Genomic DNA, 26191 nt, shown 5'->3' on the forward strand with positions numbered 1-26191 from the left:
TTTCTAGAGTAATTGGAAGAATCCAACGAATCCAGAACTGGAGTTTCGTGAAAGCGGGTAACGCGATTCGAACGCGCGACATTCACCTTGGCAAGGTGACGCTCTACCACTGAGCTATACCCGCAAGCGCTTCAATATAATCTTATGATTCCGTTAAGGTTGTCAACCCCTGACTCCGAATTTTTTGCGTTTTGTGGCGACGGAGTCAGGGGGCGATCGCGCTCTAGCTGGCGGACTGACGGAATGCCTCAGCGGCGATCGCACTGGGGGCGCCACCGGCCAGGGCAGGCGTGCCGTTGGGGTTGATCTCCAGTCCGGCGCGCATTTGGCGCATCAGGCTAGCCATCTCCAGGGCATTCATCGCAAACTCCCAGCCCTTGTTGCTCTTGATGCCGGCGCGCTCGAGGGCTTGCTGCATCGTGTCGGTGGTGATGATGCCAAAGATCACCGGCACGCCCGTTTGGAAGGCGGCAGCGGCGATGCCCTTGGAGACCTCGGCGGCGACGTAATCGAAGTGGGGAGTCTGGCCGCGAATCACGGCTCCGAGGCAGATGATGGCGTCGTAGCGGTAGCTCAGGGCGAGCTGACGAGCCACCAAGGGAATCTCGAAGCTGCCGGGCACCCAAATGTAGTCCACCTGTGTGCCGTTCGGATCGGGATCGACGCCGTGACGCTTGAGGCAGTCCTGACACCCCTCGATGAGCTTGGTGGTGATCAGGTCATTGAAGCGACCGATAACGATCGCGATGCGAGGAGCAGCGTCCCCGAAAACGAAGGATCCCTCGAAAACGGCCATGATGTCAGTGTGGGTTCAACTCAACGTGGTTCCTATCCTATCAGGCTCGTTGGGATCGCCCTGCAAAAAGCCCAATGCCAAAAAGGGTTGGCGATCGCTCGTTCACCGACCCGTACGCTGACAGGCCCGAAAAAGGGCGATCGCCAACCCTTCGCTGGATTGACATATCAAAAAATCGAAAAAGCTCCAGTTGGTCGACGCCAGCGTGGGCGCGTCCAACGTCGGCCTAGACGACGAGGTAGTTTAGTCCGCCAACGGCAATGACCAAAGCGGCCCAAACAATGCTACCGAGCAGGATCAAGCGCTTGGATTGATCCCAATTTTCGGTAGAAGCGTAGGCGACGGGAACCCCGACGACCATCACAAAGGAGAAGATAACCAAGGCGGCGAGGGCAATCTGAAACAGGATCGTTAACATGGCTGCAATTCCAAACTAATCGAGCAGTGGACAAAGAGGCCAATAAGTGGCTCAGTTTCTCAAAAGCTTGATCAATACTGATTAGTACGCTACCAGATAAACGCCCCTCTCTGGCCATTTTCTCGCGCAGGAAAGGCGGGGATCTCGACAAAAAGGGAGAGGGCGATCGCCCCGGCTGGTTCTTGACAGGCGCAATTCACTAGGATCACAGTAGCGATCGCCCTGAGTCTGGGATAACTGGCTCCTGGGCAAACAGACTGGAACCCTTGCGCATAGCTGAGACGCCTGATTTATGGATTTGGTGCTGTGTCATACGACAGCGGACTTTGACGCTCTGGGGGCGGCGGTGGGGATGACGCGCCTGCTGCCGGGAGCGCGCATTGTGCTAACGGGCGGCTGCCATCCGGCTGTGCGGGACTTTTTGGCGCTGCACCGGGACGAGTATTCCCTCATCGAGCGGCGATCGGTGAATCCCCAGCGCATTCGCTCGATCACCGTGGTGGACGCCCAGCGGCGCGATCGCCTGGGTAAGGCGGCGGAGTGGCTGGACTTGCCCCACCTCAAGGCAGTAACTCTGTACGATCACCACCTCACTGCGGAGTGCGACATTCCGGCTACCGAAACCCAGATCGCGGCGGTGGGAGCAACGACGACCCTGGTGGTGGAGCAGCTCCAGGCGGCGGAGGTGACGCTGACGGTGCCGGAGGCCACGGTGCTGGCCTTGGGAATTCATGTGGATACGGGGTCGCTGACCTTTGGGCAGGCGACGGCGCGGGATGCTCGGGCGCTGGCGTGGCTGATGGATCAGGGCGCGAGTTTGGGGGCGATCGCCGACTACGTGGAGCCGGGCTTTTCGCCCCAGCTCCAGGATCTGCTGGCGGTGGCTCTGGACACGCTGCACACTGAGACCGTCCAGGGGACCGTGCTGTCCTGGGTCTTGCTGCCTACGGAGTCCTATGTGCCGGGATTGTCGAGCCTGGCCTCCCAGCTGATGGAGCTGACCGAGAGCGAAGTGCTGCTGCTGGGGGCGCACTATCCCGTGGGGGATGACTCTGACGAGGAGCGGCTCAATCTCATTGGGCGATCGCGCCTAGACGATCTGGACCTGAGCTCGCTGATGGAGTCCCTGGGCGGGGGTGGCCACCCCCGGGCTGCCACGGCGACTCTGCGGGGCGTCGATCCCCAGGCCACCCTCGATGGGCTGGTGGCGACGCTGCGCGAGCGGATTCCCGATCCGCCGACCGCGCGCGAGCTGATGTCGTCTCCTGTGCGCACCATTCGCCCAGACACAACGATCGGCGAAGCCCAGCGCATTCTGCTGCGCTACGGCCATTCGGGCCTGTCGGTGGTCAATGCCGACGATCAGCTGGTGGGCATTATTTCCCGCCGGGATCTCGACATCGCGCTGCACCACGGCTTTAGCCATGCGCCGGTCAAGGGCTACATGAAGTCCCAGGTCAAAACCATCAAGCCGGAAACGCTGCTGCCAGAGGTTGAGGAGCTGATGGTGACCTACGACATTGGTCGCCTGCCGGTGGTCGAAAACGGTCAGCTGGTGGGCATCGTGACGCGGACCGATGTGCTGCGCCAGCTTCATCAGCAGCGCCCCTCGGAGCAGGATGCTCTGGAGGGCCTGACGCGCCGCCGTCCCTGGTGCGACTTGTCCCTGGAGATGCTGCGCGATCGCCTGGCACCGGCCCTGTGGGCGGTGCTCATGGCGGCGGCATCGGCTGCGGAGCGCCGGGGCTGGCACCTGTACCTGGTGGGTGGTGCGGTGCGGGATCTGCTGCTGGCTGACTCCGAAGACACCCTACTGATCAGCGATATCGACTTGGTGGTGGACGGATTTCATCGATCGCTGACGGAGGCGGCGGGTGTGGAGCTGGCGCGGGAAATGCAGGTGCAGTATCCCAATGGCCGTTTGCAGGTGCACGGTCGCTTCCAGACGGCGGCCCTGTTGTGGCACCGCGATCCGGACCTCGATTCGCTGTGGATCGACATTGCGACGGCTCGCACTGAGTTTTATCCCTACCCGGCGGCCAATCCTGAGGTGGAGGCGAGCTCGATTCGCCAAGACCTGTACCGGCGAGACTTTACGATCAATGCGCTGGCGGTGCGCCTGACGCAGCCTCGGGCAGGGGAGCTGCTGGACTTTTTTGGGGGCTTTTTGGACTTGCAGGCGGCGCAAATTCGGGTGCTCCACGCCAACAGCTTCATCGAAGACCCGACGCGGATCTATCGAGCGGTGCGGTTTGCGGTGCGTCTGGGCTTCCGCATCGAGCCGGAAACGGAGGGGTTTATTCGCTACGCCATCGAGAGCGGCGTTTATCACCGGTCCCAGGATGAAAATGCCTTGGTCCCGGCCCTGGGGACGCGCCTGAAAAGCGAGCTGAAGTATATCTTGCAGGCGCCGTACTGGCGGCTGGCTCTCAAGCTGCTGGCGGATCTGGGGGCGCTGCGCTGCATCCACGGGGATCTGGAGCTGACGACGGAGCTGTGGCGGCAGCTGTGCTTGGTGAATCGGGGCCTAGAGCGCTTTGATGCGGCCCAAAGCCTGGAGCACTGGCAAATGCTGCTGGAAATGATGCTGGCCTATTTGCCGGGGGGCGATCGCGTGCGGGTGGCGGAGCAGTTTCAGCTGCCGGTGGACAGCATCGATCGCTTGGGCCAGCTGGCGGCGCGGGAGGCGGCGGTGCGCCAAGGCTTGCTGACCTGCGATCGCCCGAGTGAAATGGCTCAGCAGCTACAGCGCTACGATGTGCCGACCCTGATTTTGATTGGGGCAAGGGGCGATCGCCCCTTGCGTCGGGTGGTGTGGCGCTACCTCAGCCGCTGGCGGGAGGCCAAGCCGCCCCTAGATGGCAACGATCTCAAGGCACTCGGCTACAAGCCAGGGCGTCAATTTAAGCAGATGCTAGAGCAGCTCCTTGCGGCGTTTTTGGATGGCCAAGTGGGCGATCGCGCGGCGGCAGAGGCCTTTTTGGCTACCCATTTTCCCCAAAAACTTTGAAGCCCTGGCCCAGCGGCTTTGGCTGTTTTCCGCTGGTCAGGGTTTAGCGGCGGCGGTTTGACATTCCCAAGACCTTCCACGGAAACTGATGGTCGGGACCTTTGTCTCTAAACATTTATGAACTGGGCTTGACCTATGACCCTTGCGTCGGAAGCGGTCTTGCAAAATGGCAAATACACCCTCGGTGCGGTGCAGCAGGCGGGCAGTTTGCTGGTCGTCTACCAAAGCCTGCTGGGAAATCAGCCGGTGTTGGTCAAGGCGCTGGCCGATCCGGTGCCGTCAAAGCCCAGTTCTGAGCGCGATCGCCAGCGTTTTTTGGATCTCGGGCGTCGCCTGATCCAGCTGCCCCATCGCCACCTCGAGCCCCTGGTTGACTGCTTTGAAGAGCAGGATCGCGCCTTTTGGGTGACGCTATTTGTGCCGGGAGCCTCGATTGTCGAGCGCGTGAAACAGGCTCCCCTGGAAGAATCGGAGGCGCTGCAAGGAATTCGGTCGGTGGCGCAAGCCGTGGCTGTGCTGCACCAAGGCGGCCTGCGCCACGGCGGCGTGCAGCCTCAGCGTCTGGTCCAGCGGTGGGGAACGCCGAATCTAATCTTGGTTGATCCCGGTTTGGGCGCGCTGCTCGGCCCCAGCGCTGTCACTTCGGGCTGGCTTGATCCGGTCTATGCGGCGCCCGAGGTCCAGCAATCCCAGAGCGCTCTGACAGCAGCGACGGATATCTATAGTCTGGCCGCCACGCTGTTTGCGCTGCTAACGGGGAAAAAACCGCCGATCGCTGATCAATTGCGCTTTGAGGGGCTGTCGCTGCCGCTGCTGCGTCGCCTGTGTCCGACGCTAAGCCCCCCGGTGGAGCAGGCGATCGCCTGGGGCCTCCAGAGAGAACCGGCCCAGCGGCCGCAAAAAGTTGACCAGTGGCTCCAGGCCCTAAAAGACTCGGGGGCGATCGCCCTCCCCAGCCTTCCACCCTCCTCCGCTCCGAAGCCGCCGTCTTCTCCAGCCTTGCCCAGGGCTGCCGCAGTCAGCCTGCCGACGGTGCCCCGAGGAGCCACGCCCCCGCCAACCCCCCAGCCAGCCATGGCCCCGCCCCCTGCGCAGCCTGCCCCCGCGGCGGCCCGCCCAGCTTCCCCGTCTGCTCCCTTGACCCCCGCTCCCTCTCCCCAACCCTCGGTAGGAACACCCTCCAAAGTGACCTCAACGTCTTCTCCCCCGGGCGATCGCGCCCTTCCCCGCGCGCTCTTGCTAACGGCCCTGTTTGCGACGGTGGGCGGGGCAAGCCTCGGCTGGCTCTGGCGCTCCGGCGCGATCGCCGAGGGCATCCTGAGTCGACCGTCCTTCTTGCGCCAAGAGCAAACCTTCCCCCGGCGTGACCAGTGGCCCATCTCAGAGTCAGCGGAGGACGAAGACCTGCCGCCTCCGGCCGAGCTGCCAGCAGACACCTGGAGCGAAGAGCCCTACGAAGCGCCCATCGAGCCGCCGCCCACCTACGAAGAGTGGCAGCCTGCTGAGCCAGACCCCTATGAGGCACCGGCCTATGAGGAGCCGGCCTATGAGGCAGAGCCTGCTCCGGCTGACCCCGCTCCCGCGCCAGAGCCCGTCGATCCAGAACCCGCCCCCGTATACGAGCCGCCGGTGCAGGAGGCCCCGCCCCCCGCGCCCCCGGCCCCTGAGCCCGCGCCGGAGCCGGAGCCCTTGCCAATGCCCGAACCGGAGCTGCCGCCCCTGCCGCCGCCAGAGCCACCCGCCTCCTCCCAAATGGAAGCGCCGCCGCCCCCCATGTCCTAGCACCTCGCTTGTAATCCTTGTAGTACGCGTAATCTAAATCTGCTAGGCTAGAAGAAGCCAGGGCCACGGGCTGCCCAAGCATGCTCCTTCTGCTGCCTAAGGAGCGCCCCTTTTAAAGGGGCTTGGGTCTCTGAAAGTGTGCGTGGCTTGCGGATAGATCGCAGGATGTGGCTACCGTCTGCGATCGCCTGAATTGCTCGTTTGTCCCCTCGCCTGAATGAAGTGAAACTTGCTTTGAGCGATCGCCCTTTGATTGCATCTGAAACCCTTGATCTCCTGGAATGGCCCCGTCTGTGCCAGCACCTGGCAACCTTTGCGTCAACCAAGCTGGGCACGGTGGCAGCGCGCCATTGGCAGCCAGCGGCCAGCCTCGAAGAGAGCCAGCGACTGCTGGCCCAAACCGAGGAGGTCTATCGCCTAGAAAGTCGCCAAACCAGCGGCTTGCCCTTTGACGGGATTATGGATATCGGGCCGTCCCTTGAGCGGGCTGAGCGCCAGGGCGTGCTGTCGGGGGAGGAGCTGCTGGCCATCGCGACGACCCTGGCCGGGGCCAGAAACCTGCGCCGGGTGATCGACGACCAAGCCGACATGCCGGTGCTGACGGAGCTGGTTTCAGAGCTGCGCACCTATCCCGAAATCGAGCAGAGCATTCACTTTTGTATTGACGATCGCGGCGAAGTGATGGACCGGGCCAGCCCCAAGCTGGCGGAGATTCGCGAGAAGCAGCGCAGCCAGCGCGAGGAAGTGCGCCAGACCCTGTTTCGGATCATGCAGCGCCAGTCCCAGGCTATGCAGGAGTCGGTGATCACCCAGCGGGGCGATCGCTTCGTGATTCCGGTCAAGGCCTCCCACAAAGACGCCATTCCCGGCATTGTCCACGACACCTCCACCAGCGGCGCGACCCTCTACGTCGAGCCCCACACGGTGGTCGAGCGCAACAACCGCCTGCGCCAGCTCCAGCGCCAGGAGCAAGCCGAAGAAGCGGTGATCTTGGGCCGACTGACCGCCGAAATCGCGGAGGTGCTGCCGACCCTAGAGCGCCTGTTGGCCATTGTCACCACGCTGGACCTGGCAGCGGCCCGCGCCCGCTACAGCTTCTGGCTGGGCGGCAACGTGCCCCGCTTTGTCCAGCGAACGGCGGGAGAGGTGGTGACGCTGCGATCGCTGCGCCATCCCCTGCTGGTGTGGCAGCAGCAGCACGAGCAGGGCAGCGCCGTTGTCCCCATTGATCTGATGATCCAGCCCCAGCTCCGGGTGGTGGCCATCACCGGACCCAACACGGGCGGCAAAACCGTCACCCTGAAAACCCTGGGCCTAGCGGCCCTCATGGCCAAGGCAGGGCTGTATGTGGCGGCCCGAGAACCGGTGGAAATTCCCTGGTTTGACCAGATTTTGGCCGATATTGGCGATGAGCAGTCCCTTCAGCAGAGCTTGTCGACTTTTTCGGGGCATATTCGCCGAATCGTTCGCATTTTGGACCGTGTGACCCCGGACTCTTTGGTCCTCCTCGACGAAGTGGGTGCGGGGACCGATCCCACCGAAGGCAGCGCCTTGGCCATTGCCCTGCTGCAAACCCTGGCGGACGCGGCCCAGCTGACGGTGGCCACGACCCACTTTGGCGAGCTGAAGGCCCTCAAGTACCAGGACGATCGCTTCGAAAACGCGTCGGTGGAGTTTGACGACGTCAGCCTGTCGCCCACCTACCGCCTGCTGTGGGGTATTCCGGGCCGATCGAATGCCTTGACCATCGCGCGGCGACTGGGGCTATCGGACTCGGTGGTGGCCCAGGCCCAGCAGCGGGTCGGCGGCAGTGCCTCCGAAGAGGTCAATCAGGTGATTGCGGGCCTAGAGGCGCAGCGCCGTCGCCAGGAAGACAAAGCGACAGAAGCGGCAAAAATTTTGGTGCAGGCGGAGCAGCTCCATGCGGAGGTGGCGCGCAAGGCGGGCCTGCTGAAGCAGCGGGAGCAGGCTTTGCAGCAGGAGCAGGAGCGGGCGGTCCAAGAGGCGATCGCCCAGGCCCGCCGCGAAATTGCCCAGGTGATCAAGCAGCTCCAGCGGGGACCCACCGCCCAGGGCGCTCAGCAGGCGACCCAAAACCTCAACGCGATCGCCACGCGCCAGCTGCCCTCTCAGCAAGCGGCCCCCAAACCCAAGCCGGGCTTTCAGCCCCAGGTGGGCGATCGCGTGCGCATTCCCCGTTTGGGCCAGACCGCCGAGGTCCTAACCGCCCCCGACGAAGACGGCGAGATGACCGTCCGCTTTGGCCTGATGAAAATGACGGTCGCCCTAGAAGACGTTGAGTCGCTGCAAGGGGAGAAGCCCGAGCGTCCGCCCAAGCCCCCCAAGGCTGTGGCCGAGATGCCGCCGCCGCCGCCAGCGCCTGCCATTCGGACCTCCCGCAATACGGTGGATGTGCGCGGCAAGCGAGTGGCCGAAGCTGAAACTGTCCTAGAAGGGGCGATCGCCGAAGCCGACGGGCCGCTGTGGATCATCCACGGCCACGGCACCGGCAAACTGCGCCAAGGCATCCATGCTTTCTTGCAGCAGCATCCCCAGGTCAGCCGCTTTGAGCCCGCCGAGCAGGCCGATGGCGGCACCGGCGTAACGGTGGTCCACGTGCACTAGAGTGTGCAGCACGGCGTCCGGCTGACTCTGGCGGCGTTTTCTCAGCAGCAGTGGCGATAGTGCCGTCTCAGCGGTGCGTAACGGAATGTGACGACCAGATTTGGAATCGCACAATCGGGTGTCTGTTTCCAGATGTGTAACTGCTAGGCTGAATCCAACGCCATCTCCTATCCTGAAGTTATGCGCTCTACAGTCAAGTCGCCCCCCTCAAATCGGAGTTGGGAAGAGCTGCCCCTGATCTCCCAACCAGACCCAGTGCAGTTGGACAACATCAAAGCCCAGCTGGATCTGGTGCTGCTTGCCCTCGAAGCTTTGACGGGCATCACCTCGGAGGCCATCCTCCAGGCAGCGAACGATCTTGATTTGGCGGCGGTGGTGGCTGACCGCGTGGCGCTGTGGCGACTGCGTCAGTCGAGTCCGCTCCGCAAAGGCCAGGGTGGACGCAAAAAATTGGATGTTGAGGAAGCGCGAGCCCTCGTGCTGATCATCTGCCACCTGGCGAAACAGCATCAAGAGCTGATTCGGCGGGCGGTGGTGTTGCTAGAGCAAATGACGGCTGAAGACCGAGAGCCTCACCAGGCTTCTTTGCTGGGTGACTATCTTGATGCCTTCAGCAATACCTATCAAGAGCGCATGGAGGATGGCGAAGAGGTTTCTCCCGATAGTCTGACGCCCCTCGCGCTGAAGCTGCTGATCGATTTGCTCTTTTACAGTGCTCCGAGTGGTCCTCGACGACTTTGGCTGGCCCTGATCGATCGCAGTACTCCCCTTGCCAGGAAATAGTTGGGCTTTGTTTGGGCCTGCTTTGACCAGAGCTGTCGTTCTTTCTCTCCGCTCGACGTATTCAGAAGACCTGCCATGATTTTGTCCCCCTCAGTTCGGCGACGGTATACTCCCCCGACCTGCACCCTCGAAGTGGCTGCAAAGGACTCGCCGCTCTCACGCTGGGCTGGGAGACCGGTCTTGAAAAACCTGCGGTTTCAGTTGCGCTTTGATGACCCGCGCCTGCCGGAGGATCAGCAGATTGTCATTCACGGCGATCGCGCTCAGCTAGAGGCTCTGTGTGACGTCGTTTCAGATTATGTCCAGGGCCTGCTCGTTCAGTCGTCCCTCGAACCGGAGGCGGTCCCGCGCTCTCTTCATCCTGCCTTAGCGCGATCGCCCTGGGACGAGTCCGGAGAAACCATTTCCCTAGCGCCAGACCCCGAACCCGTTGCCAGTAGCGGCTCGGAATTCTTTTTGGTAGACGGCACCTTGACGCCGCGCGGCCGCGCCGAAGCGCTGGGCCTGGTCCTGGCGCCCCAGGGCCGGCTGTCCCACCAGTTGACCCTGGGGAAGCTGGCCCCGAGCGCTGAGCAAGCGGTCGTCACCCTGAGTTTGTTGCAGCTTTTTGACCTCGCCTCGGCCCTCGATGAATACACTGTGGATGTGTTGGCGATGCCGACCCTGGAGCGGCCCGCTTGGGTCCAGGCACCGCCGACGTGGCTGCGCACAGCGGCTGTGGTGCTGGTGACGGTGGGGCTGACCACCGGCGCGGTGAAGTGGGTGGACTCTATCAACAGTCCCGTCGCGACGACGGCTAGCTCGGAGCTAAATGCTCCCACGGCCAATCAAGGGCCTACGGACTTTGCAACGCCCCCGCCGCCTCCGCCTGGATCCCAGCAGCCCTCCATTGCCCTGGTGCCCAAGCCGCCAGCGACCTCGGGACAAGTTTTGCCGTCTCCGGGCGCTGCTGGGAGCGGCACCCAAGCAGGCCAGCCACTGCCCTCGGTAGGGGTCCCGGGTACCTCAACCACCGTAGTTCCGGCCCCTCAACAAGAGACAGTTGTAGAAGATCCCGGCGCGTCGGTGGTGACGGGAATCCCGGTGGCGCCGATTCAAGGGGGCGGGGCTGCTCCTGCGGAGGCACCGGCCCAGACCCAGGCTGAATCTCCCGAAACGGCGATCGCGTCAGCGCCGGTAGAGCCCGCTCCTCCCGGGGCGGAGGCGGGAGCTGCGAAGCTGGGCGGCGATCCGCTAGCGGACCAAAACGCAGCATCGTCGCTGTCGCTGGGAGCAGCCCCTGCGGACGGAGAAGCCGCCGCAGGCATGGCTCGGTCCGCAGCCCCTCAAACCGAAACGGCCTTTGATACCATTCCCCAGGTGGCGGAGGCGCGGCAGTATTTCCGGCAGCAGTGGAGCCCGCCTGAGGGCCTGAGCCAGACGCTGGAGTATCGGCTGGTGCTGAACGCCAACGGCTCCATTCAGCAGATTGTGCCCCTGGGGCAGGCGTCGGAAACCTATCTCGATCGCACGGCGATGCCGCTGATGGGAGAGCCTTTTGTGTCGCCGGTGGAGGGCGATCGCACGCCGGTGCTGCGGGTGGTCCTGAGTCCCAACGGCGAAGTGCAAACCTTCCTCGAAAGTCCATAACGCTGCTTCTCCGGTAACCCAAAGACGCAGTCAAGTCAGGTTGCCAATTGCCAGAACCCTTGTCTGATACTAGAGACAATGCTGGCAACACTCGATTGGCACTATGACTGCAACCAACAATGTGAAACCCGTTCCGCCTGGCTCCTTCGGCTTGCCTGTCATTGGTGAGTCGCTGGCCTTTGTCACAGACGGCAAGTTTGCCCAAAAGCGCCATCAAAAGTATGGAGATGTGTTCAAGACGCAGATTTTTGGGCAGCCGACGGTGGTGCTGAAGGGCGCTGACGCCAACCGTTTCGTGCTGACCCAGGAAAATCAGAGCTTTGAGGTGACGTGGCCGACGAGCACGCGGCGCCTGCTGGGCAATGCGTCTTTGGCGTTGCAGCATGGCGCGGAGCACCAGAGCCGCCGCAAGATTCTCTATCAGGCTTTCCAGCCGCGGGCGCTGGCGAGCTACGCCGAGACGATGCTGGCGATTACCCAGCGCTATGTCCGGGCCTGGACCCAGACGGGGGAGCTGACCTGGTACCCTGAGCTGCGCAAGTACACCTTTGATGTGGCGTGCAAGCTGCTGGTGGGGGTGGACAATGCGTCCCAAACCCGACTCTGCGATGACTTTGAGACGTGGTGCGCGGGGCTGTTTATGCTGCCCATTGAGCTGCCGTGGACGCGATTTGGCAAGGCGATGAAGGCGCGATCGCAGATGATGGTGGAGCTGGAGCGGCTGATTCGGCAGCGCCAGCAGATGCCCGCGTCTCAGACCGATGCGCTGGGGCTGCTGCTGTCGGCGGAGGACGAAAACGGCGATCGCCTGGGCCTCGAAGAGCTCAAGGAGCAGGTGCTGCTGCTGCTGTTTGCGGGCCATGAAACCCTCACCTCGGCGATCGCCTCCTTTTGCTTGCTGATGGCGCAGTATCCGGAGGTCTTCGCCAAGGTGCGCGCCGAGCAGGAGAGCCTCGGCGTGGACCTGCCCTTGACCTTCGAGAACCTCAAGCAGATGACCTACCTGGAGCAGGTGCTCAAGGAAGTGCTGCGCCTGATTCCCCCGGTGGGCGGTGGCTTCCGGCGGGTGCTCAAAGCCTGCGAGTTTCAGGGCTACCAAATCCCGGAAGGCTGGACGGTGCTCTACCAAATCGGCAGCACCCACAGCGACGGTCAGCTGTATCCCAACCCCGATCAGTTTGATCCAGAGCGCTTTGGCTCAGAAGCGGGCAGTCCGGCCTTTGGCGGCTATGTGCCCTTTGGGGCGGGTCTGCGAGAGTGCCTGGGCAAAGAGTTTGCGCGCCTCGAAATGAAGCTGTTTGCGGCGCTGCTGGCCCGCGAGTACACCTGGGAACTGCTGCCCAATCAGGATCTGTCTCTGGCGGCAGTGCCAACGCCCCATCCCCAAGATGGTCTGAAGGTTCGCTTTGGGCGTCGCTAGACGGGCGGCCTCTGTGGGCAAGCTGGGGTCAAAACTCATCGGGGGCTGACCCCTCGGCTCGGTCGGCGGGCTGGAGGGGCGAGGGCGGGCGATCGCTGCTCCAGGCCCACCAGGCCGCGCCGCACTGACACTTATAAAACTCCTGCCACTTGCGGCCCGCTCCGGGCGTGAACACGGGCGATCGCCGATTGAGCCACACGCGCAGGGCATCGTGAGGCCCGCGGTGACACACGGGACAGCAAAAGCCGTGGGCGTGGGTTGCCTGCTGAGTCCACTCGGGCGAAATTGGGTCAAAGGCGTCCATGGGCGTCCTGAGGCGAATGGGCAGAAAAAGAGGCCGCTCAACCGCGGAGCAAGGCCCTAATATTGAGCCTTTGGCCCTGATCTTAGCGTCCCCCGCTCGGTGTGCTCCCGATCGGCGATCGCCCCCCTCTCGCCAAAACCGCATCCTCCAGATGAAGGATGTCCGCCAAAACACACAGAAAACGTAATATTTTCCAGTATTTTCTTGGGTGTATCATTTCGCTACAGAATGCCCGCCGCAAGCCACTTTAGAGGAAATTCTCCTCGTTGGCTTCGGGTCTGGCCATCTGGCCTGCCTCTAGGGCTCTCCGCCTACCCCGCCAAAGCAACGTAACCCCCGGCCGTTTTGCCTTTGCACCCGATTGAGGACTTGGCCTATGGCTCACCCGATATATCTAAACGTTATTTCGCTGCTCGGCATGTTTGGCCTGTGCGCGATCGCCTGGCTGTTCTCCGAGAATCGACGCATCGTCCCCTGGCGCATTATCTTTTGGGGAATTGGCCTCCAGCTCCTCCTGGGCCTGCTTGTCTTCTGGTTCCCGCCCACCAAATTCGCCCTCGAAGCCTTTAGTCGGCTGCTAGATGGCGTCTTCGTGGCGGCGGATGTGGGGGCGCGCTTCGTCTTTGGCCCGGCCCTGATTCCGCCCATTGGCCAGGCGCCCACTCCCGGTATTGGGACTATCTTTGCCTTTCGGGTGCTGCCGACGGTGGTCTTCTTTGCTGGCCTGATGGCCCTGCTCTACAACATTGGCGTGATCCAGCCCGTCGTGAACTTCTTTGCGAAGCTGTTCTACGCAGTGATGCGCCTGAGCGGCGCAGAGGCCCTCAGCGGCGCTGCGAATATCTTCGTAGGCATCGAGGCCGCCATCGTCGTCAAGCCCTTCTTGGCCAAAATGACCCGCAGCGAGCTCTGCGCGATCTTGGCTTGCTGCTTTGGGACGGCGGCTTCTTCGACCCTGGCCATCTATGTGCGGGCTCTCCAGGACGTCTTCCCCAATATCTTGGTGCACCTGGTCTCGGCGTCCATCATCGCGATTCCAGCCTGCTTTGTCTTGTCCAAAATCTTGGTGCCGGAGACGGAGATTCCCCTGACGGCGGGCGGCATTCCCCAGGAAGAGAAGCCCAATAAAGGCCTCAAAACTCGTCCGGGCTTCGATGAAGAAAAGCAGTTTGCAGATGGCCACGAAGAGTTTGCCACTGAGGGCGCGCCCCAAGAAACGGTGGGCGGGGAGCCTATCGAGCGGGTGAGCCCCGTGGACGCGGCGATCGTCGGCGCCATTGACGGTCTCCGGATGGCGGTGACCATTGGCGCTGTGCTGATTTTGATCCTGGGTCTGGTGTCCCTGATCGACCAGATTTTCGCAGCCTTGGCGGGCCTGCAAAACTCCTCCTACGCGTTCTTGCAGCCGGTGGGCCAGGTGTTCCAGGTGGTGACCCTCGACAATATTTTGGGGGTGATGTTTTATCCCTTTACGCTGCTGACCGGGGTGCCCTACGACGAGTCCTGGCAGGCGTCGATCTTGATTGGTAGCCGCTTGCTCAAGACCGCGATTCCGCCCTATCAGCAGCTTGGCCAGCTGGCAGCGGCGGGCGCACTGAGCGATCGCACGGTGCTGATTGTCAGCTACGCGCTGTCGGGATTTGCCCACATGGCGTCGGTGGGGATCTTTGTCGGCGGGACGATCGCCCTGATTCCCTCGCGGCGCAAAGATATCTCTGAGCTCGGCTGGAAAGCGCTATTTATCGGGACTCTGGCGACGCTGATGATCGGCTGCGTGGCCGGGATCTTCGATAACGGAGACCCCAGCATCCTGGGGCGTGGCTCGCAGCCAGTGCCTGCCCAGACGGCCCCAGCCGCGCCCGCGACTTCGCCGTTTCCTGGTGCCCCCTCCGTGACGCCCGCAGCGCCCGGCAGTCCGGCTGCTCCGGCGATGCCAGGGACTCCCCCAACCGGCGCGACGCCCAGCCCAGCCCCGGCTGCGCCAGAGTCACCGGCTGCGTCACCGTCCCCGGCTCCTGGTTCTCCGGCGGCTTCGCCCTCGCCAGAGGCCTCAGCCTCTCCGGTCGCGCCGCCAGCCGCATCGCCCTCACCGACTGCTTCGCCGTCGCCCTAGGCCTAGCGACTCTGGGCGAGGCGCTTTGCCGCGCTGACGCAAAAATCAGCGGGAGAGTCGACTCTCCCGCTGATTTCGAATGTTTGGGCGATCGCCCCCTTGGTTGTCTGCTTCAGACCTTGCTCCAAAGCCAGCTAGCGTCGCTGCGGAGCCACTTCCAAACGCCGGTGTGGCGTCGGGTTTGGACCCCTTCGCTCAGCTCGCCGATGACTTCCTTGAGCTCTCCGATGCTGAAGGTGTAGCCCATCTCGTCGGCGATCGCCAAAAAGGCTTCGCCGTCTTCAACGCCCTGAAAACGATGACGTAGGGTTTCATCTTGGGCGATCGCTTCCAAAAAATCACTGGCGCGCTCTTTTGACATTGTTCCTTGCTCCTTGGGAAACACAGAGTGAGTAGATTGACCTGCCTGGTTCGCCGTCGTGACTCGGTGAGAATGAGCGTGGTTTGGCTGCCAAGATCAGGAGACTTTTAAGCTCGGAAACACGCGGCTCTAGTACTAGATTGCCCAACTACTAGAGCCCAACTATCTAGGTTGCCCAATTGAGGAAAACCTTTCACCACGCTTTAGATAGGTTTTGGCGAGGGATCAAGCGATGAATGGGCCGTTTGGAGCGCCAGGTGAAAAATGCCGTCGCCCTGATGCACCAAGGGATTGCGGGTGCAGCCGATGACGATGCCGTCCCAGGGCGATCGCACGGTGACCGGGCTGTCCCCGAAGGCGTCGGCGATGTAGCCCAGCACCTGCTGGCGCTGGACGCACTGGCCGAGCTTGACCTGGCGGTGCAGGATGCCGCTGTGGGGCGATCGCACCCAGCGCGTTTGCTGAATTTCTATCGACGGCGCCGCGGCCGGACCGGGCCAATCCGCCTGCATCTCCAGGGCCGCCATCACCCGCAAAATGCCCGTGACTCCGGCGGCGATCGCCTCCTCATCAAATCGCAGCGCCTCGCCCCCCTCGTAGAGCAAGACCGGAATCCCCAGATTGGCGGCGGCCTGGCGCAGGGAGCCGTCCCGCACCGCTGCATGGATCATCAGGGGTGCCCCAAAGGCCTGGGCGCAGCGCCGCGTCTCGGGGTGGCTGAGGTTGGCGCGGATCTGGGGCAGGTTGACCCGGTGGTGAGAGGCGGTGTGCAGGTCGATGCCGTGGGTACACTGCTTGACCACCCGCTCCATAAATAGGCGAGCCAGCCGCGACGCCAGAGACCCCCGCACCGACCCCGGAAAGGACCGGTTGAGATCCCGGCGATCGGGCAGGTAGCGCGACTGGTCCAAAAAGCCGAACACATTCACGATGGGGACGGCGATCAGCGTGCCCTGGAGGGTCTGGGGATCGACGCGGTTCAGGACCCGCCGGATGATTTCGACCCCGTTGAGCTCGTCGCCGTGGATGGCGGCGCTCAGCCACAGGCGCGGCCCCGGGCCGGTACCCTGAATCACCGTCACGGGCAGCGACACCAGGGCGTGGGTGGGCAGGCGGGCGATGGGAATTTCGAGGCGTCGCCGCTCGCCGGGACCAATTTTGACCGACTCAAACTCAAAGGCGATCGCCGGGGACTGCTCCCTGGCGTTGTCAGTGCTGCACGCGATCGCGCCCCTTGGGCCGTGTTGCATTTTTCTCTAAAAACATAACAATCTTGCTGGCCACGTCCACCTGGGTGGCCTCCTCGATCCCCTCTAGGCCCGGGGATGAGTTCACCTCCATCACCACCGGCCCGTGATTCGATCGCAGCAAATCCACCCCCGCCACATTCAGCCCCATGATTTTGGCGGCCCGCACCGCCGTGCTGCGCTCCTCCGGCGTCAGCTTGATCGCCGTGGCCGTGCCGCCCCGGTGGAGATTGGACCGAAACTCTCCCGGCCCGCCCTGGCGCTTCATGGCTGCCACCACCTTGCCCCCCACCACAAAGCAGCGCAGGTCGGCCCCGTCAGCTTCTTTGATAAATTCCTGCACCAAAATATTCGCGTTGAGGCCCCGAAAAGCTTCAATCACCGACTTGGCGGCCTGGTAGGTTTCCGCCAGCACCACCCCGATGCCCTGGGTGCCTTCGAGGAGCTTGATCACCAGGGGCGCACCCCCCACGATGCCGATCAGGCCCTCGATATCCTTGGTGGAGTGGGCAAAGCCGCTGACCGGCAGGCCGATGCCTTCGCGGGCCAAGAGCTGGAGACAGCGCAGCTTGTCCCGCGATCGCGAGATCGCCTGGGACTCATTGGCGGTAAACACGTCCATCATCTCGAACTGGCGCACCACCGCCGTCCCATAAAAGGTCTGGGACGCCCCGATGCGCGGAATCACTGCGTCAAAGCCCTCCAGCAGCTTGCCCTGGTACATGATCGACGGCTTGTGGGAGGCAATATTCATGTAGCAGCGCAAATAGTCGATGACCCGGACGTCGTGGCCCCGTTTTTCGCACGCTTCCTTGAGACGGCGGGTGGAGTAGAGCGAAGCTTTCTGAGAGAGAATCGCGATTTTCATAGAGGCTGAGAGCGGGAAGTGGGCGATCGCAACGGCAGCCGCAGGGAACTAAGCAAAAACGAGTGGCCAGGGTCCACCAAAAATCGCTGGCGAATGGCCTGACGCCCCAACAGCATCCGAAACCCCATCACGTCTCGGTTGGTGAGAGTGATTTCGATGGGCCACTGGCAGCCCCCCAAGAGAATCGGCGTGTGAATGACCGGACGCAGCTCTGTGTGGCCGCTAGAGGTCCGCACCTGGCGCTCATCAATGACGCGGGCGGTCGCGACCACGGTCTGCTGCAGGTCGTGCTGGTAGGGGTGAATGGTGAAGCGGACCCATTCCTGGCCGGCCTGACAAAAGCGCCGAAGGTCAAAGGCGTGGAGCGCAGAAGAGCGCGCCCCGGTGTCTACCTTGGTTTTGATGGCCGAAATGCCTAGCTCGGGCAGGGCCAGCCACTCTCTCCAGCCAATGATGGGCAGAGATTCGATTTTCTCCATCCCCTGTCCTCTGGCGTTCCTCCTCAGGTTTCCCGCGATCGCGCTTCGACCCACCGCACCTGGCGCTGATCGAGTGAATCACACTCGGGGAAACCTGTCTCTCTACCCTGCGAAAGGGGCGCGATCGCCCCGGAGATCACGATTGGGGCAGCTGGTACTGGCCCACGATGCGCTGGGCATAGTCTGGTACGTGGTCCGCCAGCTTTTCGGGGTGGTTGCGCTGGACGTAGAGATAGTTGCGCGTGAAGTGAGAATCGATGGAGAAGCGGGCGTACTCCAGGCCCTTGGGACCGATTTTCTCGATCACGACCCCCATCAGCTGGGCGGCCCACATGGGCAGGGTGACGCCCTTTTCGTAGGCGGGGATGCTCTGCTGCACGGCGGCCCGGCGATCGCCCTTGGACATCACCGGCTGGGTCTCCAGCTGGTCCATCACCAGATCCAGCATCTCTTGGCCGCGATCGTTGCGCACCACGATCCACTGCCAGCCAAAGGGCGCGCCCATGTAGCCCACCACCAGGTCCGCCAGGGAGTTGACGTAGTCAAAGCAGCTCAGGCAAGAGGGGGCAAACACGTCCTTGAGCTCTTTGGTGTTGAGGCCAAAGAAGGGGACCTTCTCGATGGAGCCGTCTTCGTGCTTAAAGTGGACCCGGAAGTCCTGCATGAACTCGTAGTGGACGACGGTTTCAGGCGATCGACTGGTGGTTTCCAAGAACTTTTGCAGGCCGTCGCGGCTGACGTTGTCGACGCAGGGCGTGCCGAGGACGTAGAGCTTTTCGAGGCCGAGCTTGTCCTGGACGGCTCGCAGGGCCTGGATTTGGCAGCCCACGCCGATCACCAGCAGCTTCTTGAGGCCGGATTGCTCGACTAGCTCCAGCACCGACAGGTTCGGAGAAAGGGTCGGCTTGTTGACGCGGGCGGCCAGGATCTCTTCGGGGGTGCGGGCGATCACCGGCTGCGGCCCAAAGCGATCGCTCTCGGTATTTTGGACGCACACCACGCCCTCAACCCAGCCCCGATTGAGCATCTCGATGGCCAGACTGCTGACGATGCCGGTCCACTGGGCTCCTTCGATGGGCTGCTGCTTGCGGGCCGCCATCATGGTCTGGTGAACGCCAAAGTAGCAGTCGTCCCACTGCTCGAGATCGCGCGATCGCCCGTGGGCCTCGGCTTCTAGGTCCGCAATCTGCTGATTGAGAAAAGCGCAGGCTTCTTTGACATAGTGGATATAGTAGGTGTCGCACAGGCCACATTCGCTACACAGTTCTTTGGCCGGACGGCGACTAGAGGATTTTAAAGCTTTGGCTTTTTTATGAGGTTGCACCGAGGTCATGGGCTTGCGGGTGTGATGAGGTTGCCACTGTTTGATCACGATACCGCACGGCCTTGCCCTATGGTATTTCCCAATTCATAGGAGGGATGCTGCGATGGCAAATCAACGCGTGGTCGTCATTACGGGGGTAAGTCGGGGCCTGGGGCGAGCGATGACGGAGGAGTTTGTTTTGGCGGGGCACCAGGTGCTGGGCTGCGTCCAGACGCCGGAGGCGGCGGCGGAGCTGCAAGCGCGCTTTGGGGCGCCCCATGACTTTGCGGTGGTGGATGTGACGGAAGAAGATCAGGTCCAGGCCTGGGCCGAGCGGGCGATCGCCCAGTACGGTCCCCCGGATTTGCTGCTGAATAATGCGGGCGTGATCAACCACCTGGCGCCCCTGTGGGAGGTGCCCAGCGAAGAATTTAATCGAGTGATCGACGTCAATATCAAGGGCGTGGCCAACGTGATCCGCCACTTTTTGCCCGCTATGGCCGATCGCAACAGCGGCGTGATCGTCAACTTCAGCTCGGGCTGGGGCCGGTCGACCTCGCCGGAGGTGGCCCCCTACTGCGCCAGCAAGTGGGCCATCGAGGGTCTCACCCAGTCCCTGGCTCAGGAGCTGCCCCTGGGCATGGCGGCGATCGCCCTCAACCCCGGCATCATCCACACCGACATGCTGGAAATCTGCTTTGGCCCAGCGGCAGCCTCCTACACCCCCCTCAAAGTCTGGGGCCGCCGCGCCGTGGCTTTTTTGCTCAAGCTCAGCGCCCGCGACAATGGCGCGGCCCTGACGGTGCCCGCCTAGCTGCGAAAACTCCTAGACCGGGAGGGCGAACCCGAAGCAATCCTCGTACAATACTGGGCACGGACTGTCGCAGATGTTGATCCATGCCCATGACCGTTTCCCTCCGCCGCTGGTGGCGTCGCTGGTTGGCGATCGCCTGCTGCGGGCTGATGGCGATCGCCCTTCCCGCCTGTAGCCTCGAAAACTTCAAAAACCAAGACACGGCCCAGGTGCCGCAGGTGGTGGGCATCACCACCACCGAGCCCAAAACCTTTAACTACGTCCTCAGCCAGCAGTCGCCCAACGTCTTCGGCTTTCTCTACGAAGGGCTGATCACCGAAGACGCCCAGGGCGCCATCGTGCCGGCCCAAGCCGAGTCCTGGGAGGTCTCCGACGACAATCTGCGCATCCGGTTTCGGCTCCGGGAGGGGCTCAAGTGGTCCGACGGCGAACCCCTGACCGCCGATGACGTTGTCTTCACCTACGATCAGGTCTACCTCAACCCCGACATCCCCACCGATGCCCGGGACGTGCTGCGCATCGGCGTCAGCGGCCAGCTCCCCAGCGTCCGCAAAATCAGCGATCGCGAAGTGGAGTTCACCACCCCCGAGCCCTTTGCGCCCTTCCTGCGCATCACCGGCTTCCCCATCCTGCCCCAGCACTCCCTCGAGCCCCTGGTTACCCAAAAAGAACCCGACGGCCGCCCCAAATTCGTCACGGCCCTGGGCATCGACACCCCGCCCCAAGACATCATCGTCAACGGTCCGTACACCATCGAGCGCTACATCACCAACCAGCGCGTGGTCTTTCGCCGCAACCCCCACTACTGGCAGCGCGACGATCAGGGAAACCCGCTGCCCTCCATTGAGCGCTTTGTCTGGCAGATCGTCGAATCCCCCGAAACGGGCCTGCTCCAGTTCCGGGCCGGCGGCCTGGATCTGCTCAATATCGGCGTCGCCTCCTTTGCCCTGCTCAAGCAGGAAGAAAAGCGCAGCAACTTCACCATCTACAATGGCGGCCCCGACTCCGGCACCACCTTCATTTCCTTCAACCTGAACAAGGGCAGCCGCAACGGCAAACCTCTGATCGACCCCATCAAGTCCCGCTGGTTCAACACGGTGGAATTTCGTCAGGCGGTGGCCTACGCCATCGATCGCGAAAAGATGATCAACAACACCCTGCGCGGCTTGGGACAGCCCCAGGATTCGCCCATCTCGGTCCAGAGCCCCTACTATCTCTCCCGCCAGGAGGGCCTCAAGGTCTACGACCACAACCCCGAGAAGGCGCGGCAGCTGCTCCAGTCGGTGGGCTTCCGCTATGACGCGGCCAATCAGCTGCTCGATCAGGACGGCAACCGGGTGCGCTTTACGCTGCTGGCGCCGACCGGCGGCCGCCTCGGTGACTCCATCGGCTCCCAGATTCGCCAAGATCTCGGCAAGATCGGCATGCAGGTGGACTTCCAGCCCATCGACTTCGGCACGCTGGTGGAAAAAATCACCAATTCTTTGGACTGGGAGTGCCACTTCCTGGCCTTTACCGGCGGCGTCGAGCCCAACAACGGCTTCAATATCTGGTCGCCGGACGGAGGCCTCCATAGCTTCAACCAAAAGCCGCTGCCGGGACAGCCGCCGGTCGAAGGGCGGGAGGTCTACGACTGGGAGGCCCGCATTGGAGAGCTCTATATCCAGGGGGCTCGGGAGCTCGATGAGGCGAAGCGCAAGGCAATCTATGCCGAAACCCAGCAGCTAGCCCAGGAGTACCTGCCCTACATCCACTTGGTGAATGGCTACGCCCTGGCGGCGGTGAAAAATCGCTTGCAGAATGTCGAGATGTCGCCGCTGCAGAGCAGCGTGTACCAGATCCTGTGGAATGCACCGCTGCTGCGGCTGGTGGAGCAGTCGGCGCTGAAGGCGGAGCTGCGAGCGGAGTAGCGATGGAAAGGGTGCGATCGCTCCTTAAGAAGCGTCAGGGCTGGAAACGGGCGATCGCTCTGTGTCTGGCGATCGCCCTGTGTCTGGTGGGCTGCCGCTCCTCCGAGCTGCGGGTGGCTGCCGCCCAGGGCTCCCAGATCGTCCTGGCGACCCTGAGCAACCCCAAAACCTTTAACCAGGCCCTCAACCAGGAGTTTCCCAATGTTTTTCTGTTTACCTACGAGGGGCTGACGGCGGAAAACGGGGAAACGGGCTTCATCGAGCCGGCCCTCGCCGAGGCCTGGACGATCTCGGAGGACGGCACGCGGGTGCGCTTTCGGCTGCGGGAGGGGCTGCGCTGGTCCGACGGCGAGCCCCTGACCGCCGATGACGTGATTTTTACCTATCAACAGGTGATCTTCAACCCCGACATCCCCACGGACGGAGCCGACGGTCTGCGCATTGGGGCCGAGGGCCGCTTCCCCGAGGTCCAGAAACGCAGCGATCGCGAGGTGGAGTTCATCTTGCCGGAGCCCTTCGCGCCCCTGCTGCGCACCACCATTGGTCCCCCCACCGGCGTCGCGATCCTGCCCCGCCATGCCCTAGAGGCCGCCACCCGCACCCGCAACCCCGACGGCACGCTGGAGTTTCTCTCGACCTGGTCCACGGGGGCGGACCCGCGCTCCATCGTGACCAGCGGCCCCTACCTGATCGACCAGTACGTGCCAGGGCAGCGAGTGATTTTTCGCCGCAATCCCTACTACTGGCGGCGGGATGAGGCAGGCCAGCCGCTCCCCTATATCGACCGGGTAATCTGGCAAATCGTCGAGTCCACCGATACCCAGCTGCTGCGGTTTCGGTCGGGGGATCTGGACGTGATGGGAGATACGCGCCCCCTGCGGCCGGAGTACTTTGCGCTGCTGCGGCGGGAGGAGGATCGGGGAAACTTCCAGGTCTACGGCGGTGGCCCCTGGTCGGGAACGACGTTCTTGAGCTTTAACCTCAACCAGGGCCGCGACGCCCAGGGGCAGCCGGTGGTGAATCCGGTGAAGGCGCGCTGGTTTCAGCAGAAGGCGTTTCGGCAGGCGGTGGCCTACGCCATCGATCGCCCCAAGCTGCTCAACAATGTGTTTCGCGGCCTGGGAGAGCTGCAAGACTCGCCGGTGTCTTTCCAGAGCCCCTACTTTTTGTCGCCAGACCAGGGCCTCAAGACCTATGGTTATGACCCAGCCAAGGCGCGATCGCTGCTGGAGTCGGCGGGGTTTCGCTATGGCGATCGCGGCGAGCTCTTGGATAGCGACGGCAACCGGGTGCAGTTCACCCTACTCACCAACAGCGGCAACAAGATCCGTGAGGCGATCGGCTCCCAAATTCGCAGCGACTTGGCCAAGATCGGCATGCAGGTGGACTTCACGCCCATCGACTTCAATGCTTTGACCAGCAAGCTGACGGACTCCCGCGACTGGGACGCCCACCTGATCGGCTTCACCGGCAGCGCTGAACCTCACTCCGGCGCTAATCTGTGGACTAGCGGCGGCGGCTCCCACGTCTTCAACCTCGGTCCCCAGCCCGGCCAGCCGCCCCTCGACGGCTGGCAGCCCTACCCCTGGGAGCGGGAGATCGACCGGCTGTTTACGGCGGGGGCTCAGGAGCTAGACGAAGCGAAGCGGCGGGCGATCTACGGCGAGTTTCAGCAAATCGTCCAGGAGGAGCTGCCGGTGATTCACCTGGTGGCGGAGTTGGCGCTGATGGCGGGGCGCGATCGCCTCGACGGCGTAAAGTACTCCAGCTTGCCGACCTGGGGCCTGTGGAACCTGCGAGAAATTAAAATCAAAAACGACTAACCCCTTTGGGGGCGACCTTTTTCTGAGAGAGAGCCGTGACTGAACCTGAAGCGCTGCGTGTTTTGCTGGAGTCGGTAGCGGCTGGCCAGACCAGCCCCGACTCTGCCCTGGAGAAACTGAGATATTTTGACTTTGAGCCGGTGGGCGAATTTGCCAACATCGACCACCACCGCGCCCTGCGAACGGGCTTCCCAGAGGTGATCTGGGGACCGGGCAAAACGCCGGGCCAGATCGCCGAAATCATGCAGGTGATGCGCCAGCGGACCTCGGTGGTGATGGCGACGCGCATCACGCCGGAGGTGGCTGCCCAGATCGAGCAGCAGGTGCCGGATGCGCGCTACTTTCCCATGGCCCGCATTTGCGCGCTGGCGCCGGAGCACCTCGAGCCCCGCTACCCCGGCACCATCAGCTTGCTGTCGGCGGGGACGGCGGACCTAGCGGTGGCCGAAGAGGCGGCGATGACGGCGGAGCTGTCGGGCTTTCGGGTGCGGCGGCTGTGGGATGTGGGGGTGGCCGGCATCCATCGCCTGCTAAATAATCGCCACGTAATCGATCAGGCCGATGTGCTGATCGTGGTGGCGGGTATGGAAGGGGCGCTGCCCAGCGTGGTGGCGGGTTTGGCCTCCTGTCCGGTGATCGCAGTGCCGACCAGCGTGGGCTATGGGGCGAGCTTCCAGGGGCTGTCGGCGCTCCTGACGATGCTAAATTCCTGTGCGGCCGGAATTGGCGTTGTGAATATTGATAATGGCTTCGGGGCGGCGGTGCTGGCCGGTCAGATTTTGCGGACGGCTCACCGCCTAGCGCGATCGCCCGTTGGGGATGCGTGACGAACCTGGGAGCCTGCGATCGCCCCCACAGTGGCGTCGGGGATGGGGATGTGCGAAATTCCAGCTAGGGTCGTTGTAGACCGTCCTCAAAACCAGACTCGTTCCCTCCCTGCGGCTGGCAACGGCAAAAGGTGCGATCGCCCAGATTCCAAAGCCCCCCTCAACAGCAGCCATGCCCAGAGATCAAATTCTCGCTAGCTTAACGCCTCGCGGACTGCTCCGGCGGTTTATCCTGCGGCCCATTCAGCGCCTGATCTATCGCCGGACGGTCCTGCTGCTGGTCTTGCTGGTGCTGGCGGGTGGCCTGGCTGCCTTCTGGAATACCTCGCGCTTGGCGTCCAACTTGGTCGAGACCCAGGCCCTGCGCAACGCCACCCTGTACGCCCAGGTGATCCAGGAGGCCCGCACCCTCTACAACACCGACGTCGTTCAGCGCCTGGAGCAATCCTCTGGGGTGACTGTCACCCATGCCTATCGCGAGCAAGAGGGGGCTGTCCCGCTACCGGCGACCTACCTGATCGAGCTGGGGCACCGCATCGAGGACACCAACTCTGGCATGGTGGTGCGCCTCTTTAGCAACTACCCTTTTCCCTGGCGTCAGGCTACCGGCGGTCCCCAGGACGACTTTGAGCGAGCGGCGATCGCCCAGCTCCAGCGCGACCCCCAGACCCCCTTTACTCGCCTGGAAACCTTCAATGGTCAGGCTAGCTTTCGCTATGCCCAGGCCGACATCCTCAAGGCGAGCTGCGTCAACTGCCACAACCAGCACCCCGACAGCCCCAAGCGAGACTGGAAGGCCGGGGACGTGCGGGGAATTTTGGAGATCATTACGCCCCTGGACTCGGTGATCGAGCAGACTCGCGAGGGACTGCGGGGGACGGCCCTGACCATGCTGATCCTCTCGGTCTTGGCGCTGGTGGGTCTGCTGCTGGTGATCGGGCGGCTGCGCCAGACCTCCCAGGAGCTGGAGCTGCGGGTGGCCGATCGCACGCTGGCTCTGCGGGAGACCAATGCCGAGCTGGCGCGGGAGCAGCAAAAGGCTGAGCAGCTGCTGCTGAATATCTTGCCTCAGCCGATCGCCGAGAAGCTCAAGCAGGGCCACAACCACATCGCCAATGGCTTTTCGGACGTGACGATTTTGTTCGCTGACATTGTCGGCTTTACGGAGCTGTCGGCCCAGATTGCGCCGGAGCAGCTGGTGGGCCTGCTCAACGAGATTTTCTCGGCCTTTGATCATCTGACCGAGCAGTTCGGCCTAGAGAAAATCAAGACGATTGGCGATGCCTACATGGTGGTGGGGGGCCTGCCGATGCCGCGCCCCGACCACGCGGAGGCGATCGCCGAGATGGCCCTGGCCATGCTGGAAGCGGTCGAGCACTTCAACCAAAGCCACGACTTCGAGCTGAGCATCCGCATCGGCATCAACACCGGCCCGGTGGTGGCGGGGGTGATCGGCACCAAGAAATTTATTTATGACCTGTGGGGCGACACGGTGAATGTGGCCAGCCGCATGGAGTCCCACGGCCTGCCCAATGGCATCCAGGTGACGGCCTCCACCTACGAGTGCCTGCGCGATCGCTACGAATTCGAAGAGCGCGGCCCCATCGATGTCCGGGGTCGGGGCAGCATGGTGACCTACTGGTTGACCGGAAAAGTGTCTTCGGTGCCTGTGGTCTAGA

Annotated in this window: 20 protein-coding genes and 1 tRNA gene; 12 read left to right on the forward strand and 9 right to left on the reverse strand. The window is 62.9% G+C overall.

The window, feature by feature from the left end; genetic code table 11:
• Nucleotides 1-52: 52 nt before the first annotated feature.
• The 3 genes from GEI7407_RS02340 to psbZ all read right to left on the reverse strand — a co-directional run bounded on the left by GEI7407_RS02340 (nucleotide 53) and on the right by psbZ (nucleotide 1214).
• Nucleotides 53-124 (reverse strand) — tRNA-Gly (locus tag GEI7407_RS02340).
• Nucleotides 125-223: 99 nt separating this feature from the next.
• Nucleotides 224-796 carry a 6,7-dimethyl-8-ribityllumazine synthase gene (gene ribH, locus GEI7407_RS02345; RefSeq protein ID WP_015170518.1) on the reverse strand — a complete coding sequence of 191 codons (573 nt, stop codon included), beginning with the start codon at nucleotides 794-796 and terminating at the stop codon, nucleotides 224-226.
• 226 nt (nucleotides 797-1022) lie between these two features.
• Nucleotides 1023-1214 carry a photosystem II reaction center protein PsbZ gene (gene psbZ / locus GEI7407_RS02350; RefSeq protein ID WP_015170519.1) on the reverse strand — a complete coding sequence of 64 codons (192 nt, stop codon included), beginning with the start codon at nucleotides 1212-1214 and terminating at the stop codon, nucleotides 1023-1025.
• 292 nt (nucleotides 1215-1506) lie between these two features.
• Between psbZ and GEI7407_RS02355 the strand changes: the two genes are divergently transcribed.
• From GEI7407_RS02355 to GEI7407_RS02380, 6 genes are all read left to right on the forward strand, one after another.
• Entirely contained in the window at nucleotides 1507-4224 is a 2718-nt protein-coding gene (locus GEI7407_RS02355) for a CBS domain-containing protein (protein ID WP_015170520.1), read from the forward strand.
• Between the two features lie 135 nt (nucleotides 4225-4359).
• Nucleotides 4360-6006: a protein kinase domain-containing protein gene (locus tag GEI7407_RS19265; RefSeq protein ID WP_015170521.1), complete on the forward strand. Its 1647-nt coding sequence runs from the start codon at nucleotides 4360-4362 to the stop codon at nucleotides 6004-6006.
• Between the two features lie 249 nt (nucleotides 6007-6255).
• Entirely contained in the window at nucleotides 6256-8631 is a 2376-nt protein-coding gene (locus GEI7407_RS02365; RefSeq protein ID WP_015170522.1) for an endonuclease MutS2, read from the forward strand.
• A gap of 180 nt (nucleotides 8632-8811) precedes the next feature.
• Entirely contained in the window at nucleotides 8812-9414 is a 603-nt protein-coding gene (locus GEI7407_RS02370) for a DUF3038 domain-containing protein (protein ID WP_015170523.1), read from the forward strand.
• A 75-nt stretch (nucleotides 9415-9489) separates the two neighbouring features.
• Nucleotides 9490-11043 carry a DUF4335 domain-containing protein gene (locus GEI7407_RS02375; RefSeq protein ID WP_015170524.1) on the forward strand — a complete coding sequence of 518 codons (1554 nt, stop codon included), beginning with the start codon at nucleotides 9490-9492 and terminating at the stop codon, nucleotides 11041-11043.
• Nucleotides 11044-11146: 103 nt separating this feature from the next.
• Nucleotides 11147-12463 (forward strand): cytochrome P450, encoded by a 1317-nt coding sequence (locus GEI7407_RS02380; protein ID WP_015170525.1) that lies wholly within the window; start codon nucleotides 11147-11149, stop codon nucleotides 12461-12463.
• 28 nt (nucleotides 12464-12491) lie between these two features.
• Here GEI7407_RS02380 and GEI7407_RS02385 read toward each other — a convergent pair whose 3' ends face one another.
• Nucleotides 12492-12767: a hypothetical protein gene (locus GEI7407_RS02385; protein WP_015170526.1), complete on the reverse strand. Its 276-nt coding sequence runs from the start codon at nucleotides 12765-12767 to the stop codon at nucleotides 12492-12494.
• A gap of 376 nt (nucleotides 12768-13143) precedes the next feature.
• Here GEI7407_RS02385 and GEI7407_RS02390 point away from each other — a divergent pair, with 376 nt between their 5' ends.
• Complete coding sequence (locus GEI7407_RS02390) at nucleotides 13144-14880, forward strand: NupC/NupG family nucleoside CNT transporter (RefSeq protein WP_015170527.1); 1737 nt, start codon at nucleotides 13144-13146, stop codon at nucleotides 14878-14880.
• Nucleotides 14881-14992: 112 nt separating this feature from the next.
• Here GEI7407_RS02390 and GEI7407_RS02395 read toward each other — a convergent pair whose 3' ends face one another.
• The 5 genes from GEI7407_RS02395 to GEI7407_RS02415 all read right to left on the reverse strand — a co-directional run bounded on the left by GEI7407_RS02395 (nucleotide 14993) and on the right by GEI7407_RS02415 (nucleotide 19168).
• Nucleotides 14993-15241 carry a Nif11-like leader peptide family natural product precursor gene (locus GEI7407_RS02395; protein WP_015170528.1) on the reverse strand — a complete coding sequence of 83 codons (249 nt, stop codon included), beginning with the start codon at nucleotides 15239-15241 and terminating at the stop codon, nucleotides 14993-14995.
• Nucleotides 15242-15444: 203 nt separating this feature from the next.
• Nucleotides 15445-16491, reverse strand: a complete 1047-nt coding sequence (locus GEI7407_RS02400; RefSeq protein ID WP_015170529.1) for a succinylglutamate desuccinylase/aspartoacylase family protein — start codon at nucleotides 16489-16491, stop codon at nucleotides 15445-15447.
• Nucleotides 16451-17356, reverse strand: a complete 906-nt coding sequence (gene rimK / locus GEI7407_RS02405) for a 30S ribosomal protein S6--L-glutamate ligase (protein WP_015170530.1) — start codon at nucleotides 17354-17356, stop codon at nucleotides 16451-16453. Before rimK ends, GEI7407_RS02400 begins: the two co-directional genes overlap by 41 nt.
• Nucleotides 17353-17835 carry an ATP-dependent zinc protease gene (locus tag GEI7407_RS02410; protein ID WP_015170531.1) on the reverse strand — a complete coding sequence of 161 codons (483 nt, stop codon included), beginning with the start codon at nucleotides 17833-17835 and terminating at the stop codon, nucleotides 17353-17355. The genes rimK and GEI7407_RS02410 overlap by 4 nt, the downstream gene beginning before the upstream one ends.
• A 136-nt stretch (nucleotides 17836-17971) precedes the next feature.
• Nucleotides 17972-19168: a Coenzyme F420 hydrogenase/dehydrogenase, beta subunit C-terminal domain gene (locus tag GEI7407_RS02415; RefSeq protein WP_015170532.1), complete on the reverse strand. Its 1197-nt coding sequence runs from the start codon at nucleotides 19166-19168 to the stop codon at nucleotides 17972-17974.
• Between the two features lie 94 nt (nucleotides 19169-19262).
• Between GEI7407_RS02415 and GEI7407_RS02420 the strand changes: the two genes are divergently transcribed.
• The 5 genes from GEI7407_RS02420 to GEI7407_RS02440 all read left to right on the forward strand — a co-directional run bounded on the left by GEI7407_RS02420 (nucleotide 19263) and on the right by GEI7407_RS02440 (nucleotide 26190).
• The gene (locus GEI7407_RS02420) at nucleotides 19263-19952 is read left to right on the forward strand and encodes an SDR family oxidoreductase (protein ID WP_015170533.1); all 690 of its coding nucleotides are present in this window, start codon (nucleotides 19263-19265) and stop codon (nucleotides 19950-19952) included.
• Between the two features lie 83 nt (nucleotides 19953-20035).
• Complete coding sequence (locus GEI7407_RS02425) at nucleotides 20036-21862, forward strand: ABC transporter substrate-binding protein (protein ID WP_015170534.1); 1827 nt, start codon at nucleotides 20036-20038, stop codon at nucleotides 21860-21862.
• A gap of 2 nt (nucleotides 21863-21864) precedes the next feature.
• Nucleotides 21865-23685: an ABC transporter substrate-binding protein gene (locus GEI7407_RS02430; RefSeq protein WP_015170535.1), complete on the forward strand. Its 1821-nt coding sequence runs from the start codon at nucleotides 21865-21867 to the stop codon at nucleotides 23683-23685.
• A 35-nt stretch (nucleotides 23686-23720) separates the two neighbouring features.
• On the forward strand, nucleotides 23721-24512 hold the full coding sequence (larB, locus tag GEI7407_RS02435) for a nickel pincer cofactor biosynthesis protein LarB (protein ID WP_015170536.1): 792 nt from the start codon (nucleotides 23721-23723) through the stop codon (nucleotides 24510-24512).
• Between the two features lie 172 nt (nucleotides 24513-24684).
• Nucleotides 24685-26190, forward strand: coding sequence for an adenylate/guanylate cyclase domain-containing protein (locus tag GEI7407_RS02440; protein ID WP_015170537.1), 1506 nt, complete (start codon nucleotides 24685-24687; stop codon nucleotides 26188-26190).
• Nucleotide 26191: the final 1 nt, after the last annotated feature.

Source organism: Geitlerinema sp. PCC 7407, from assembly GCF_000317045.1.
Lineage (GTDB): Bacteria > Cyanobacteriota > Cyanobacteriia > PCC-7407 > PCC-7407 > PCC-7407.

Bases quoted from the DNA above. Each gene is read 5' to 3' on its own strand.
- GEI7407_RS02410 (WP_015170531.1), bottom strand. From the start codon at position 17,835: ATGGAGAAAATCGAATCTCTGCCCATCATTGGCTGGAGAGAGTGGCTG.
- GEI7407_RS02390 (WP_015170527.1), top strand. From the start codon at position 13,144: ATGGCTCACCCGATATATCTAAACGTTATTTCGCTGCTCGGCATGTTT.
- GEI7407_RS02440 (WP_015170537.1), top strand. From the start codon at position 24,685: ATGCCCAGAGATCAAATTCTCGCTAGCTTAACGCCTCGCGGACTGCTC.
- GEI7407_RS02370 (WP_015170523.1), top strand. From the start codon at position 8,812: ATGCGCTCTACAGTCAAGTCGCCCCCCTCAAATCGGAGTTGGGAAGAG.
- GEI7407_RS02425 (WP_015170534.1), top strand. From the start codon at position 20,036: ATGCCCATGACCGTTTCCCTCCGCCGCTGGTGGCGTCGCTGGTTGGCG.
- GEI7407_RS02430 (WP_015170535.1), top strand. From the start codon at position 21,865: ATGGAAAGGGTGCGATCGCTCCTTAAGAAGCGTCAGGGCTGGAAACGG.
- GEI7407_RS02420 (WP_015170533.1), top strand. From the start codon at position 19,263: ATGGCAAATCAACGCGTGGTCGTCATTACGGGGGTAAGTCGGGGCCTG.
- GEI7407_RS19265 (WP_015170521.1), top strand. From the start codon at position 4,360: ATGACCCTTGCGTCGGAAGCGGTCTTGCAAAATGGCAAATACACCCTC.
- GEI7407_RS02380 (WP_015170525.1), top strand. From the start codon at position 11,147: ATGACTGCAACCAACAATGTGAAACCCGTTCCGCCTGGCTCCTTCGGC.
- GEI7407_RS02355 (WP_015170520.1), top strand. From the start codon at position 1,507: ATGGATTTGGTGCTGTGTCATACGACAGCGGACTTTGACGCTCTGGGG.
- ribH (WP_015170518.1), bottom strand. From the start codon at position 796: ATGGCCGTTTTCGAGGGATCCTTCGTTTTCGGGGACGCTGCTCCTCGC.
- psbZ (WP_015170519.1), bottom strand. From the start codon at position 1,214: ATGTTAACGATCCTGTTTCAGATTGCCCTCGCCGCCTTGGTTATCTTC.
- GEI7407_RS02385 (WP_015170526.1), bottom strand. From the start codon at position 12,767: ATGGACGCCTTTGACCCAATTTCGCCCGAGTGGACTCAGCAGGCAACC.
- GEI7407_RS02375 (WP_015170524.1), top strand. From the start codon at position 9,490: ATGATTTTGTCCCCCTCAGTTCGGCGACGGTATACTCCCCCGACCTGC.
- GEI7407_RS02400 (WP_015170529.1), bottom strand. From the start codon at position 16,491: ATGCAACACGGCCCAAGGGGCGCGATCGCGTGCAGCACTGACAACGCC.
- rimK (WP_015170530.1), bottom strand. From the start codon at position 17,356: ATGAAAATCGCGATTCTCTCTCAGAAAGCTTCGCTCTACTCCACCCGC.
- GEI7407_RS02395 (WP_015170528.1), bottom strand. From the start codon at position 15,241: ATGTCAAAAGAGCGCGCCAGTGATTTTTTGGAAGCGATCGCCCAAGAT.
- GEI7407_RS02415 (WP_015170532.1), bottom strand. From the start codon at position 19,168: ATGACCTCGGTGCAACCTCATAAAAAAGCCAAAGCTTTAAAATCCTCT.